Consider the following 14,372-nt stretch of genomic DNA (forward strand, 5'->3'; position numbering starts at 1 on the left):
GCGCAAGTTCTAGCACAGGTATGGTAAGATTTTAATTAAAGACCATGAAGAAATATTTAACTGCCGCTGCCACTGCCATTACTCTAGTTGTTGCCTTGTTCCTTCTCTCACGTTTAGTCTTACCCCTATTTACTCCAAAAAACGGTTTTTTACAGGTTTCTACTTCTTTACCCGCAAAAATTTCCCTTGACAACAAGAACCTGGGGGAAAGCCCCTTCCGCGGCGAGAATCTGAAAACCGGCACACACCGTTTGCAACTTGAAGCGAAATTTTCAACCGCCAGTTCGAAAGTTGTTGGTGGTAGAAAGGTAAGCTGGACGGGAAATATCAGTCTCTATAGCAATGTTTTATCAGTCGTGAACTTTGACTTTGGCCCGACCGCGGCTTTCAATGCCTCAGAAATTCTCACCTTGCGTAAGGGCTCCACCTCAATCTCAGTTGTCAGCCAACCGGAAAACACCGAAGTTAGTTTGGATGGTTCAAGTCTAGGAGCAACTCCGCTCGTCAAAAGCATAAAATCAGGGGTACATCGACTCAAACTCAGCAAGGAAAACTACTTGGAGCGCCAAATCGATATCAACGTAGCCGACGGTTTCCAAACTGTCATTCAGGTTGATCTCGCCCTAAACCCGTTACCAAAAGCTATCTCCAAACTCTCAACCAAGGAAAGTACCACTTTTTACGACCTGTCTACCCTGGAGTCGTCTCTCTTCGAAAAACCTGATCAGTGGGCAGAGGCAGCCTGGTTTTTTCAAGAAAAGACTAATTCTCTAGAAACAAAGTTCGACGCCTTCATCGATCGGGCTGGGACGGTTTATTACTATGATCAGGCCAGTTTCAAGGCTAGTTTAAAAGCGAAAAAGAGTCTGAACGTAGGTTACTTGGGAAATAAGGCGGACAAGGTTTTGTCCAGTCAAGCCAAAGCTAACTGGGAAAAACTCTTTCCGACAACGAAGGTTGCTCAAATTCAGGTTCTTAGCACACCAACCGGAATTCTGAACGTGCGTTCTGGGCCCAGCCAAAGCGAGCGGATTCTGACAAAAATTAAACCTGGAGAAAAATACCCCTTACTTGGTGAGCAAGAGGGCTGGTACAAAATTAAAGTCGGCTCAATTACTGGTTGGGTCTCGGCCCAATACGCTAAAAAACTTTGAGAAATTTTTTAAACTCCTCCAAGGCTTGGCGGCGGTGGGAAACTTGGTTTTTTGCTTCTGGACCCATTTCAGCGTAAGTCAGCTCCCCTCCCTCTGGAATAAAAACTGGATCCCAACCCCAGCCACCAGGTTTTTCTTCTTTGGCTAGCCTACCTGCCACTTTACCCAAAAAGGTGTGAATTTTTTGCCCATCATGAAAAGCAAAGACAGCTTGAGCGCTGGCAGCTCGATTCTCCACTCCTTCCATCATTTGAAGAAGCAGCTGGTTGCCACCAGCGGCCAAAACGTGTTTGACCAAAGGACCGGGGAAGCCTTTCCACTGATCTAGAAAAAGCCCAGCGTCTTCAACAATGAGGGGTTTTCCTGTCTGCTCAAAGGCTAATTTTGCTTTTTTCTGCGCAATTTCAACTAAATCTAAACTTTGAACTTCGTCAATTTCTAGGCTTACACTCTCAACCGGAATTCCCAAAATCATCGCTACTTCTTTAGCTTTGTTGGGATTCCCAGTAACAAAAAAAAGTTTGTTCAACATTTATTGTAATTTACCAGCTTTCAAAAACTTGTGCTAGGGACTAGCATCGGATATAATCTGAGCCTAAGTTCCAAGGCGAGGTAGCCAAGTGGTAAGGCAAAGGTCTGCAAAACCTTTATACGCCGGTTCGAATCCGGTCCTCGCCTCCAAAGTAAGGGTTCGTTTTCCCGAAGGGAAACAATGTTTTAACATTCTTCCCGCTCGCGCCTCCATGTCCGGTTCGTTCCCGCGAAGTTTTAACGAAGCGGGACTGGATGCTTTAGCATCCGCCTCCGGTCCTCGCCTCCAAAAACTTGACTTAAGCAAGCTTTTTTGCTAGAATTAGTTTGTAATTCTCTCAACGCCGAGAGAATTTTTCTTTTTTGGCCCCGATTATCGGGGTTTTATGTTGGGAACTATTGTTCGTACTTCTCTGGTCAGTGCCAGAGAAAGACAACTTCATAGTCTGCCCCGACTCAATTCTCACCCTTACGTCCTCTCTACCACTGGCTATGAGACTTTAGCGGTGGTCGTGGACGCAGCAGCGGTGATCCTCCTTCTTTCAAGGCTGGGCCGCGCTGTGGGAAAAATTGCCAGCCAAGCGCTTCCGGCCATCCTTCTCACGGTTTTTACTGTTCTAGGCATGATCTTTCTTAAAACTGACTCGCCAGTCAGTCCAAGTATTGCTGCTCAAAGCAAAGACCTTCCGAAAATTGAACAGTTTGTTAGCGCAGTCGCCACCAACAATTTCCAAAAGCCTCTTGCCGGCTTGGTTTCGCAACACTATTGGTGGGGCCACCCGGGAACTGATATCCGTGCTCCTTATAGTACAAAAATTCGTCCAATCGAATCAGGGACAGTCATCGAAACCTCTTTTGAGGCCGGGGGCTATGGTTTCCAAATTCTTGTCCGACATAAAGATGGCTTTGTTTCCCGTTATGCCCATTTGTCCAAAATCCTTGTCAAAGTTGGGGACAAAATAACAAAATTTAAGGTAATCGGTACTGTCGGTACTTCCGGAGACGCTACCGGACCACACCTTCATTTGGAACTCACACGCAAAGGAGAGACTCTTGACGCTGAGAAATACCTGCCTAACTACCAATTTAGCCCCTAAACGAACAAGGCGAACTTTTCGTGTGCACGAAAAAGTCCGCCCCGATCAACTCTCCCACAACCTCAGCTGGTGACCTTCTGGGTAGATGGTTTCCAACTGTTTCTCAATTGTTTCTCCTTCCCCCAACTTTCCAATGATCTGGCGAGGTAGGTCCTCACCATAAATCTGTCTCGGCAAGGAAAGCAGCCCGGCTGCTCTGGCGACATCGCCTTTGGTCAAAGCAGTGTGAAGCGCTCCTCGCAGCCGACGTCTTGTCCGCTTCGGCAATCTCAACTCACCGTCGCGAATACTCACCCCCAAAACCTGGAGATTGGTATGGCCACTGATCTCCATAAGCTTGGTTTTGCGCTCGTTCAACTCGAAGGGAGTCTTCTCGTTGACGATTCGGCAGAGGGTGCGAACTTCAAGCTCAGTAATGGGACCATCTGCCGAGATCGCAATATTGTCCGCATAGCGGGTGTAGATCGCTCCCATCTTGTCAGCAAAGATCGCCAGACGCCGGTCCAGGTCACGGCAAACGAAATTGAAGAGAACCGGCGAGCTTGGTGCTCCCTGGGGCAAACGTGGCTCTAGTCCCAAACCTGGCACTAGAGTGGTGCAAAGGCGAGTGATCGCCAAAGCAAGCCACTTACCGATCTTGACTGCTCCAACCTCCTGCTCCAAGAGCTCTTCGAGCAACCACTTTCTGGTTACACTGCTGAAAGCGTCTTTGAGATCCAAGCTGAGCAGGTAGCGTGAGTGTCGGTGAGCCTCCACTGCGGTCAGCATTTTTCGATCCCGTACAAAACCGTGACACGCCCTGTGCACCGGCAGACCGGAGAGCAGGTTGCGTAGCATTCGTCGCTGCAGCCAGCGCAGCCGGGGGTCGGGAATCATCAGGATCCGAAAGTCCCCTGACCTCTTCCTGATCAGTCGCATGTCGTAGGACTCATCAATTCCACTTTCAACAATTGCCTGCAGTTGAGCCGGCCAAACGTGAAAGAGCAGGGCGAGGTAGCGGTAGGGGTTAAAGGACCGCCGAATCCGAAAAGGATCCAGCTGTGTCCATTCCCGCCAATTTCCAACCCCGTAAGAATCGTAAACGTCATCCTCAAGTTCGCCGAAACGAAACTCTTCTCCCGCCTCTTCCCAGGCAATATCAAGCATGATCGTCTCCTTATTGGGTCAGGGGAGGTTCAGTAAGAGCTTCACTAAACCTCCCCTTCTTCCGGCAGCTGGGTTATCTCTGCTTCTGGGCTCCGTACTCGGCGAGCCGGGCCCCCACTAATCACCTCTCACCAGGCAGCTACTGCCGGTGCGGGTCAGCCCTGAGATCAGGAGTCAAACCCTTTAAATTAACCCAGCTATGACCTATATACCAGTTTCCCGGCAAAAGAAAAAGGGCCCGAAAGCCCTTTTCTCTTTATCTTTAATCTGTTGATCTTAGTTTAGTAGCCCATTCCCTCCATACCACCGGGCATACCAGCCGGCGCTGGGCTTGGGTTTTTCTCAGGTAGATCAGTAACCAGAGCTTCGGTAGTGAGAATCATCATTGCTACGCTGGCCGCGTTCTGGACCGCGCTGCGGGTAACTTTGACTGGGTCAATAACTCCTGCTTTGACAAGGTCCTCAAATTCCCCAGTCAGGGCGTTGAAGCCGATATTACCGCCAGCTTTCTCGACCTCACGGACCACCCAGCCAGCGTCAACCCCAGCGTTTTCTGCTAGTTTTCTGATTGGGCGGTGGAGAGCTTCGTGCAGAATATTGATTCCAACAGCTTCATCACCTTCAAGGTTGTGCTTGTGAAGAACTTCGGCGGCTCGCAAAAGGGCGACTTCCCCTCCCACGACAAAACCCTCCTCGATTGCTGCTTTTGTGGCTTGGACCGCGTCATTGACTCGTTCTTTCTTTTCTTTCATTTCAACTTCGGTAGCCGCTCCAACATTGATGACTGCCACTCCTCCAGAAAGTTTGGCAAGACGTTCTTGCAATTTCTCGCGGTCAAATTCACTGGTGGTTTTCTCGATTTGGGCTCGGATTTGGCCGATACGAGCCTCAATTTTTGCCTTTGCTCCTTTGCCACCAACGATGACGGTGTTGTCCTTGTCTGAAGTGATGCGGTCAGCCTTGCCAAGCATGTCCGGGGTCACTGAGTCGAATTTGATTCCCGTGTCTTCAGAAACGAGAGTTCCACCAGTGAGGACGGCAATATCTTCAAGCATTTCTTTTCTTCGGTCACCGAAACCCGGAGCCTTAACGGCGAGAATGTTCATCGTGCCACGAATCTTGTTGACAACGAGAGTGGCCAAAGCCTCCCCTTCGACATCATCAGCGACGATGACCAAATCTTTGGTGATCTGCACCAGCTTTTCAAGCAAAGGGAGAAGGTCAGCAATAGCACTAACTTTCTTGTCGGTAATGAGAACGTGTGGGTTTTCAATCGAAGAAGTCATTTTGGCGGTGTCGGTAACAAAGTAAGCTGAGACGTAACCGCGGTCAAATTCCATCCCTTCGCGATGTTCCCAGTTGGTCTCGATTCCGCGGGATTCTTCGACCGTGACGACACCGTCTGGACCAACTTTGTCGAGCGCTTCAGCAATTAGTTTTCCGATCGTTTCGTCAGCTGCAGAAATAGTCGCTATTTGCTCATAATCTTCTTTACCGGTAACCTTCTTGGAGGTTTTTTTGAGATGATCGACGACCGCCTCAACTCCTTTTTCCAAACCGCGACGGAGAATCATTGGATTGGCACCCGCGGTAATGTTTTTCAGGCCTTCGTCGACAATCGACTGAGCCAGCAACGTGGCAGTAGTCGTACCGTCACCGGCAACATCGTTGGTTTTGGAAGCGGCTTCTTTGATGAGCTGGGCGCCCATATTTTCAAATGGGTCTTCAAGCTCAATTTCTTTGGCCACTGTCACTCCATCGTGGACGACGTTGGGAGCGCCCCATTTTTTGTCCAAGGCGACATTGCGACCCTTGGGGCCCAAAGTGGTTGCCACTGCATCTGCTAGTTTATTGACTCCAGCTAAAAGTTTTTTGCGGGCATCTTCTGCGTAAATAAGTTGTTTTGCCATAATTACCTCCTTAAGATCTATTATTAGCCTAGTATGGCCATAACATCATCGAATTTAACTAGTTTGTAATCTTCACCTTCAAATTTGATTTCGTCTCCGCCCCATTTTTTGTAAAGCACCGTGTCGCCAACTGAAAATTCAGCTTTTTCTTCGTGGTTGGGGTGTTTCTTGTTCGGACCAACGGCAACCACTTTTCCTTGGGCCGGCTTTTCTTGGGCGGTATCGGGAAGAAGAATTCCCGAAGGGGTTTTAGTCTCCGCTTCCAAAGGTTTGATCAAGGCATAGCCTGCCAAAGGCTTGATATTGAGACTTTTGCTCATTTTTTTATTTACCTCCTAATTTAACTAACGAGTAATTGTTGACTTAGAAAATGAAGGAAATCAAGGAGCAGGAAATTGGTAACTCCCTCAAGACCCGTCACTTTCTTTATCACTCGGGCAATTGTGCTGCTAAATTTTAGGGAAGTTGGCTTGGTTTGTCAAGCGCTAGATCAAGTTAATTCGACTGGGGAACTCCGGGCGGGGCTAAAGCAGACGAAAGGCCGAATTTTTCAAGGGTCGGTTCAATTTCTTTGGCAATCGTAATGATACTTCCCAACTGGTCGTCTGAGGTGGCACTCAGATCAAGCCATTTCCGAAAGCTTTCGACAATCTTTCCATTGAGAAGATCCTCGCCTGTATCCGAATTCAAATACCAAGTTTTGGCAAAAGGTGCTTGTTTTACGTAAGGGGCTAAAAGAGGGTCGCCGGTCAGCTCGGCAGCCATCGCCACCCGAGGGTAAGCTCGACCAAGACCACGAATTTTTGTTTCAAGAATAAAGATTTTTTTTAGTGCACTCTCTTCAGAAAGAAACTTAGCGAATTTCCAAGCCTCAAGCTGATTCTCACCCGCGGCGTTGACGGCGTTGGCCCAATAACTTCCCCAGCTGACCGGATCAGACTCAACTACTTGGGGGACCGGGGCAACACCAAAACTAAGTTTGACACCTTTATCTTTGGCAATTTCGGAAATTTCGGCTAGTTTGTAGGCTGGAAAAAAGGCCATGGCGACCTTACCCTGCGCAAAAGCTTCAAGCGAAGGTGGTAAGATCGCTTCCCAAACCTTGTATTTGGAAGCAAAGTTTAAATAAACCAGAAGAGCGTCTGCTCCTAAATTCCTACCATCGAGGGAGGAGTTGGAAGCAAGGAAGTTCTTTTTATCTTTGATGAAGCTAACTTTATTCTGCAAAAGCAACTGTCCAACAATCTCAGAGAAATAGTCAACATTTTTACTACTTCCCAGAGCGACTCCGGCGGTTTTGATTTTGCCGCGATCATCGTAATTGGTAATGACAGAGGCCATGTTAACCAGGGAATCAAGGTCTTTTGGAGGAGAGTCAAAACCTTTGGCTTTGAGTAAAGTTTTGTTGTAAACCAAGGCCAGACCATCAATTTCCAAAGGGATTCCTCGATAAGAACCGTTTGACTTTAAACTTTCTTTGACGAGAGGGTAAAAGGTTTTTTCAAACTCAGAGCTCGAATAAATTTCATCAGGAAGACTGGCCAGGTGACTGCCTAGCACAGGCAGCCAACCGCTGTGGGACCAAAAGAGATCTGGCCCATTCTTTTCGCCCAGGGCTTTGTTTAGGAAAGAAAAATAGCTGCTTGCATTTTTCTGCTCGTATTCGATGATGATGTTGGGGTTTTTCTTTTGGTACTCTTCCTTGAGAGGGTTAATCGCTTCCGGATCCCAAAGACCGAGATAGTGAAGAACGACCGGTCCGGGAGCCTTTTTTCGGGAGAAAAACAGGACTAAGACAATACTGAGAACCAGAAAAAGAACAAGTCCAACAATGATGAAAGGCAGAAAGCGCTTCATTCCGCAATTTTTTCTTTAAGATATTTTTTAACTTCGTCACCGAAATCAGGATGCTCAAGGCCAATATCGATCAGGGCCTTTAAATAACCAAACTTATCCCCAGTGTCGTAATAAACACCGTTTTTGATCTCAATTGTATAAACATCCTGAATTTTCAACAAATGGTTCAGCGCGTCCACGTAAACCAACTCTTGACCTTCTTCCACCTCGACTGCTTCGATAGCGTCGAAAATTTCCGGGGTGAAAAGAAATCCAGAGACAATTGCTAAATCAGAAGGGACTTTGTCTTGCCCAGGTTTTTCGATGACCCTGTCTACTTTAACCACTCCATCAGCAATTTCTTTGCCTGCGGCAAAACCGTATTTTTTTGTGTCCTCTGGTTTGCTAGTTTTGTAACCTGAAAGTATCGATGAACCATACTTTTCGTAAGCTGCAACCAGCTGTTGGGAACGAGTTGGGTTTGACTTGATAAAATCATCCCCCCAAAGGACGAGAAAAGGTTCGTTGCCAACAATGTGGCGAGCATTGAGTATTGGAGTAGCGTTGCCGAGGTGGCCCTTTTGACGGATGTAGATAAAGTTGGCGAGGTTGGCGATTTCGCGAATCTCAGCTAGTTCTTTTTCTTTACCCGAAGCTTCCAATCTTTTTTCAAGTTCGAAGGGGTAGTCAAAGTGATCCTCAATACTTTTTTTGTGCCAACCAGTGACGATGATCACATCCTCAATACCAGCTGAAACTGCGTCCTCAACCACGTATTGGATGATTGGCTTGTCGATCAGGGGGAGCATTTCCTTCGGCATCGCCTTGGTAGCGGGGAGAAAACGGGTTCCGAAACCGGCTGCCGGAATAATACACTTACGAATCTTTTTCATTGTTTTGAACCTAAGTGAATTAATGGTATCATAGGTATGAGAAGAGAGGCAAATTAATCTCCAGAGAAAGGTGGTGAATAAAAATTTATGTTAAAGAAAAATCCCAACCAACGTGTTGGTGTTTTCGTTGATGTCCAAAATATGTACTACTCGGCCAAAAACCTTTATGAAGGTCAGCGGGTCAATTTCAGCCAGATTTTGGAAAAGGCCACCGCTGGTCGACAAATGATTCGTGCTTTTGCTTACGTCATTAAAGCTTCAATGCCTGAGGAGCAGACCTTTTTTGATGCTCTCGAAAAGGCCGGTTTTGAAGTCAAAAGTAAAGATGTTCAAATTTTCCCGGGTGGGGTAAAAAAAGGTGATTGGGACGTCGGAATTGCGATCGATATGATTCGCCTCGCCCCAAGACTAGATGTTCTAGTTTTGGTCTCTGGTGATGGGGACTACATTAACCTAGTCGAATATCTCCAAAACCAAGGCTACCGAGTCGAGTCGATGAGTTTTGGCAAATCTACTTCTGGGAAACTGATCGAGCAAATCGATGAGTTCACGGATATGGATGAAAATTATCAACAGTATCTTTTCCCGATGAAAAGCTCAAAAGTCAGACGCAGTTTCCGACCCAAGTCTGATCCTGGCTCAACTCCGATCTTGCCCGAACTTTAGGTCTCTAAAAACGAGAAAGCCACCCTAGGTCAAGTCAACCTGTGAAAGGTCTTCCTGATCTGGGTGGCCCTCTCTCCAATCAGATGTAATTCGGTTTTGTCGACATTACAGGCCGGTCTTTCCCAAGTTAGGTCTGATCAGCCTTGTCGGCGCCGGGACGGTCGCTTAGAGCTTCTTCAGGGTGAGGTCACTTCGCATGAAGTTGTCCTTTCCATGCGCTACTCGCTCTACCTGAGCGGATCCGGCAGTGGAGAAACACTCCACTTACTAGTCACTCTCGTTTCCAAGCCAACGTCTCGAAGTTAAAGCGTCCTTTGATCGGTTACGATGAGCCGGCGGCCCTCGACACCGTAGCGGACGCAGACTCACCCGGTGTTCTCGCCCTTCGCGAGGCGCGACGACGACGCGCAGATTTCGTCAAACAACGTCACCAGAGCGAGGGCCGGGCCGTTCTTGTTGTGGAACATCTTCACTTCCTTTCTGTTCCACTCGTGTCGGCACACCGTGTGTCGATCACACCTTTCTTCCCAGAAAAGTGCCGCGATTATAGCGCAGTCGATCTAGGTCTTGGTTAGACCTCCATGACGTTTGTCATGGGCCGACACCTGTTTCGCTCGTCAGTACACTACGTAGGAGCGGACCAGGATAAATGAAGCCCAGGTTTTAGTCGACATGCCTCGGCTCTACGAAAGGGTTGGTAGTGGGGTTCGTCACGTGTCCGGTTTGAGCATATGCTCAGAGTCCTTTCTACTGGAGACGTTGCCACGACCCTACTACGCTGCCTAATGGTGCTGTTCTTTATCGTCGTATGACGCCGACTTGAGGTGAACATCCTCACAATTTTCCCAGAAGCCATAGCACATGGTCTTATACGGGTAAGAGTCGGTTGAACACAGCACGCTCGAACAGCGGAGTATTCTCTCTTTAATCGCCGTTATTATAGTTAAGACTTGCTTGCTTGTCAAGTTTCTCCCCACTGGTACAATCAAACTATGAAAATTTTGGGGATTGAAACTTCTTGTGATGAAACTGCTCTGGCAGTGGTTGAAGACGGACAAAGAATTTTAAGTAATGTCATTTCTTCTTCTTTACCCTTGCACACCGAGACTGGGGGAATCATTCCCGAGAGAGCTGCACGCGAACAAACAAAAGCGATCATCCCTACCTTGCAAGCAGCTTTGGACGAAGCGAGTCTAAAACTTGAACAGCTCGATGCGGTCGCGGTCACAGCCGGTCCCGGCCTGATTGGCTCTTTATTAGTTGGGGTGGAAACTGCCAAAACTCTTGCTTATTTATCCAGTCTACCTCTAGTTCCCATTAACCACTTGATCGGACACGTCTACGCCAACTGGCTCGAAAGAGAGGTTGAACCAACTTTTCCCAATCTGGCTTTAATAGTTTCTGGGGGACACACCGAAATTTTTTTGATGTACGGACACGGAAAATTTGAACGCCTCGGGGGAACCCGTGATGACGCCGCTGGTGAGGCTTTTGACAAAGGGGCCCGCCTACTTGGTCTTCCGTATCCGGGCGGACCTTCAATTCAGAAAAAGGCGGACTTAACCAAAACAGCTCTTTATAAACTCCCCCGACCAATGCTTGGTAGCCTTGATTTTGATTTTTCTTTTTCTGGGCTAAAAACTGCTTTAGCAACTTTGATCGAAAAAGAAAACATCCGCGCTAAAGATATTCCCGCCCTTGCAGCCAGTTTCCAAGAAGCGATTGTTGATACCTTGGTAACCAAAACCTTGAAAGCTACCGAAAAGTACAGGGTAAAAACAATTCTTCTTTCTGGTGGAGTTGCGGCCAACCAAAGGTTGCGGAACAAGTTCCAAGAAAGTTTCGATGGGGAAATAATTGTTTCTCGACCTGACTTGTCCGTCGACAACGGGGCGATGATTGCCGCCGCCGCTTTTTACAATTTTAAGAAAACGGGTTGGGACACAGTACAAACCGATCCTGGCTTACTGCTTTAACTTTCCTTCAACCTGCTCCTTGAGCAGTTCATAGTTTTGGCCACTTGAATCAAAAACTAGGGCTTGTTCTTCTGGCAAAGGCATTTGAGTCGAGGAAACTTCATACTGAAAAAGGTCTTTATCGAGAATAAAGCCTTTCTTCTCCCCTCTGGAAACTGCAAAGTTGGCTTTGCTGACTCTCTCAAAAGCGAGCTCTTCCTCAACTTGAAGGTTGATGAGAAGGAATTTACCACCCGAGCCGGCGACCAAATCCCGAATCACCTCTCTGTCGGTTCTATTTTTAACATTCGAGTCATAAACACAACTGTAACCTTGCTGAACAAGTTTCTCAATTGTTTTGCTTGCCAGCTCGAGAGACTCTTTTTGGGAATGCTCAAGCAGAGTCGATTTAGTGGTAAAAAGAAAGTGGGCCATTTGCTCATCGCTAATTAAAGCTAAGGGGAAGTCCTCACTCAACTTTGTTGCTAAGGTGCTTTTTCCTGAGCCCGGAATTCCGACAAAAAGGATTGCGACCGAAGGAGAAATTTTCTTATCTGGCAGTTTTAAAAGCCGAATGTTGTCAGCGGCTAGTTTGTCGATATTTCCCAAAACGCTCATTCAGTTAAATTGTACCACTTCAGCAGCACTCGCTAACAAAGGTCTTCTAGCTTGAGCTTGAACAAAGCTCACGCTATAATAAGCCGAATGGAAAAGGTTTACGAACACCAAGAAGTGGAAAAGCGTTGGTACGACTTCTGGGAAAAGAAAGGTTACTTTCAACCCAGAGAAAGCAAAAAACACTTTTCAATAATCTTGCCCCCACCCAATGCCAACGGCAGACTGCACATTGGGCATGCCATGTATGTCATTGAAGATATTATGGTTCGTTACCACCGTCTGCTCGGCGACTCAACTCTTTGGCTGCCCGGAGCTGATCACGCCGGGATTCTGACTCAAGTGGTTTACGAGCGCGAACTAGAAAAGAGCGGTAAAACGCGCCAGGATTTGGGTCGAGAGGAATTCTTCAAACAAACTTACGCTTTTTCTCAGGAAAACAAAAAGCAGATGTATGAACAACTGCGGGCCATGGGTTTCTCTCTGGACTGGTCACGTGAAAAATTCACCTTGGATCCTGAAATAACCAAAGTTGTCTACCAAACTTTCAAAGCTCTCTACGATGACGGCCTGATTTACCGCGGGACGCGGATGATCAACTGGTGTCCGCGCTGTGCCACGGTTCTTTCGGATCTCGAAGTGGTTCACCAAGAAAAAGAAAGTAACCTTTGGTTTATCCGCTATCCAATTAAGAATTCCAAAGAATTTGTCACTGTTGCTACCACTCGACCCGAAACGATGCTCGGCGACACTGCGGTGGCGGTACATCCGCAGGACAAGCGCTATAAAGATTTAGTCGGGAAAACGGCCATTTTACCACTCATGAACCGAGAAATCCTGATCATCGCTGATTCCTATGTCAACTCAGAGTTTGGGACCGGTGCTGTCAAGATCACCCCAGCGCACGACCCCAATGACTACGAAATTGGCCAAAAACACAACTTAAGTCAGATCCAAGTCGTTGGCTTGGATGACAAAATGACTGATTTATCGGGTAGTTATACTGGTCTTGATAAATATGCAGCCCGCAAACAAGTCGTTGCTGATTTGGAAAAACTCAGTTTAATTGAAAAAACCGATCGCCTAAAAAACAACGTCGGGGTTTGTGAGCGCTGTGCTACCGTGGTGGAACCACAAGTTTCGCTGCAATGGTTTGTCGCCGTCAACAAAACCGGTAAAAGCGGGAAGAATCTGGCCAAGGACGCTCTAGCAGCTGTTAAATCTAAAAAAATTAAGATCATTCCAGCTCGTTTTGAAAAAATTTATTACAACTGGATGGAAAACATTCATGATTGGTGTATTAGCCGGCAACTGTGGTGGGGCCACCAAATTCCGGTTTGGTATTGTGGTGAGCCGAATCAAAAAAGAATGGGCTTTGCCGAAAGCATTGTTTCTCAGGTTTTAGAAAGTAAAACCAAAACTTACCGTCTACGTGATCACAGTTTTCAAGTCGGTGACAAGGTAGTTTTCGAAAATAGTGGTACGAAGAGAGTCTTTGGTCACGGAAGGATTAACGAAGTAACAAGAACAACAGTCGGTGAGCTGCCTTTAGCCGACAAAGCTCATGGCGCCGTTTACCAGAACGTCGACGAGCTTATCGCCGCTTTCAAAAAACACAACCCAGACAAAGAAGTAACTTCCGAAACAGCCGCCTTTATTTATGGTTATGAATTCATCCCAGCAGAAAAACTGGCCAAAATTTGTGGTGAATTAATTGTTTCGTCTGAAAAACCAAAGCAATGTCCTGTTTGTGGCAACGAAAAGTTGACCCAGGATCCTGATACCCTGGACACCTGGTTTTCCTCAGGCCAGTGGCCGTTTACGACTCTTGGCTATGGACAAAAAGATGACTCTGACTTTAAAAATTTCTATCCAACCAGTGTCATGGAGACTGGCTATGACATTTTGTTCTTCTGGGTGGCGCGGATGATCATGCTTGGTTTGTACGTGACTGAAGATGTTCCTTTTCAGACAGTTTACCTACACGGCCTGGTTCGGGATGAAAGGGGCCAAAAGATGAGTAAAAGCAAGAATAACGCCATTGATCCGCTGACCGTAGCTGAACAGTACGGTGCTGACGCAGTGAGAATGGCCTTAGTTTTTGGAACTGGTCCTGGAAACGATGCCAACCTGGGTGAAGCTAAAATCAAAGGCATGCGCAACTTTACCAACAAACTCTGGAATATTGCCCGCTATATCATTGATATGGCCCCGGAAAAGACTGCTGAGCGTGTTGAAGAAACTGAAGATGACAAATGGATTCTAGCCGAGCTAGACAAAACTAAAACTAGTGTTACCAAGGCTCTTGATGACTATAGGTTTTCTCAGGCGGCGGAAGAGCTCTACGACTTCGTTTGGCGCCGACTGGCCGATAGGTATATTGAAAGTACTAAGTCTCGTCGTAGTGAAGCACAGGCGGTCCTAGAGAAGGTTCTTGAGGACTCACTTCGCCTCCTCCACCCCTTCATGCCTTTCATAACTGAGGAGATATGGCAACGCTTGCCCAACAAAAAAGGCACCTCGATAATGGTGTCCGAATGGCCAGTCTAATGTCATTCTCAGTTTGACT

Annotated in this window: 12 protein-coding genes and 1 tRNA gene; 6 read left to right on the forward strand and 7 right to left on the reverse strand. The window is 47.1% G+C overall.

Annotated elements, in window-relative coordinates; all coding sequences use genetic code 11:
- Nucleotides 1–44 precede the first annotated feature (44 nt).
- Nucleotides 45–1,154 (forward strand): PEGA domain-containing protein, encoded by a 1,110-nt coding sequence (locus Q8P13_00300; GenBank protein MDP2670900.1) that lies wholly within the window; start codon nt 45–47, stop codon nt 1,152–1,154.
- Here Q8P13_00300 and rdgB read toward each other — a convergent pair.
- Nucleotides 1,141–1,686 carry an RdgB/HAM1 family non-canonical purine NTP pyrophosphatase gene (gene rdgB / locus Q8P13_00305; GenBank protein MDP2670901.1) on the reverse strand — a complete coding sequence of 182 codons (546 nt, stop codon included), beginning with the start codon at nt 1,684–1,686 and terminating at the stop codon, nt 1,141–1,143. The genes Q8P13_00300 and rdgB overlap by 14 nt on opposite strands.
- A gap of 74 nt (nt 1,687–1,760) precedes the next feature.
- On the opposite strand from rdgB, the gene Q8P13_00310 reads away from it, so the two are divergent.
- Nucleotides 1,761–1,835, forward strand: a tRNA-Cys gene (locus tag Q8P13_00310).
- A 236-nt stretch (nt 1,836–2,071) separates the two neighbouring features.
- On the forward strand, nt 2,072–2,782 hold the full coding sequence (locus tag Q8P13_00315; GenBank protein ID MDP2670902.1) for a M23 family metallopeptidase: 711 nt from the start codon (nt 2,072–2,074) through the stop codon (nt 2,780–2,782).
- 45 nt (nt 2,783–2,827) lie between these two features.
- Here Q8P13_00315 and Q8P13_00320 read toward each other — a convergent pair whose 3' ends face one another.
- The 5 genes from Q8P13_00320 to Q8P13_00340 form a co-directional block, all read right to left on the reverse strand.
- Nucleotides 2,828–3,928: a reverse transcriptase family protein gene (locus tag Q8P13_00320; protein ID MDP2670903.1), complete on the reverse strand. Its 1,101-nt coding sequence runs from the start codon at nt 3,926–3,928 to the stop codon at nt 2,828–2,830.
- Between the two features lie 281 nt (nt 3,929–4,209).
- Nucleotides 4,210–5,838 carry a chaperonin GroEL gene (gene groL / locus Q8P13_00325; GenBank protein ID MDP2670904.1) on the reverse strand — a complete coding sequence of 543 codons (1,629 nt, stop codon included), beginning with the start codon at nt 5,836–5,838 and terminating at the stop codon, nt 4,210–4,212.
- 23 nt (nt 5,839–5,861) lie between these two features.
- Entirely contained in the window at nt 5,862–6,158 is a 297-nt protein-coding gene (locus Q8P13_00330; protein ID MDP2670905.1) for a co-chaperone GroES, read from the reverse strand.
- 175 nt (nt 6,159–6,333) lie between these two features.
- A complete protein-coding gene (locus tag Q8P13_00335) occupies nt 6,334–7,695 on the reverse strand; it encodes an extracellular solute-binding protein (GenBank protein ID MDP2670906.1) in 1,362 nt (453 codons plus the stop codon).
- A complete protein-coding gene (locus Q8P13_00340) occupies nt 7,692–8,567 on the reverse strand; it encodes a UTP--glucose-1-phosphate uridylyltransferase (GenBank protein ID MDP2670907.1) in 876 nt (291 codons plus the stop codon). Before Q8P13_00340 ends, Q8P13_00335 begins: the two co-directional genes overlap by 4 nt.
- Nucleotides 8,568–8,654: 87 nt before the next feature.
- Here Q8P13_00340 and Q8P13_00345 point away from each other — a divergent pair, with 87 nt between their 5' ends.
- Both Q8P13_00345 and tsaD read left to right on the forward strand, forming a co-directional pair.
- Complete coding sequence (locus Q8P13_00345) at nt 8,655–9,233, forward strand: NYN domain-containing protein (protein MDP2670908.1); 579 nt, start codon at nt 8,655–8,657, stop codon at nt 9,231–9,233.
- A 992-nt stretch (nt 9,234–10,225) separates the two neighbouring features.
- On the forward strand, nt 10,226–11,209 hold the full coding sequence (gene tsaD / locus Q8P13_00350) for a tRNA (adenosine(37)-N6)-threonylcarbamoyltransferase complex transferase subunit TsaD (GenBank protein ID MDP2670909.1): 984 nt from the start codon (nt 10,226–10,228) through the stop codon (nt 11,207–11,209).
- On the opposite strand, the gene Q8P13_00355 is transcribed toward tsaD, so the two are convergent.
- On the reverse strand, nt 11,198–11,806 hold the full coding sequence (locus Q8P13_00355) for an AAA family ATPase (GenBank protein MDP2670910.1): 609 nt from the start codon (nt 11,804–11,806) through the stop codon (nt 11,198–11,200). The two genes, tsaD and Q8P13_00355, sit on opposite strands and share 12 nt — an antisense overlap.
- 87 nt (nt 11,807–11,893) lie before the next feature.
- Here Q8P13_00355 and Q8P13_00360 point away from each other — a divergent pair, with 87 nt between their 5' ends.
- Nucleotides 11,894–14,353, forward strand: coding sequence for a class I tRNA ligase family protein (locus Q8P13_00360; protein MDP2670911.1), 2,460 nt, complete (start codon nt 11,894–11,896; stop codon nt 14,351–14,353).
- The last annotated feature ends 19 nt before the right edge of the window (nt 14,354–14,372 follow it).

Source organism: bacterium, assembly GCA_030704665.1.
GTDB lineage: Bacteria > Patescibacteriota > Microgenomatia > Woykebacterales > RBG-16-39-9b > JAUYID01.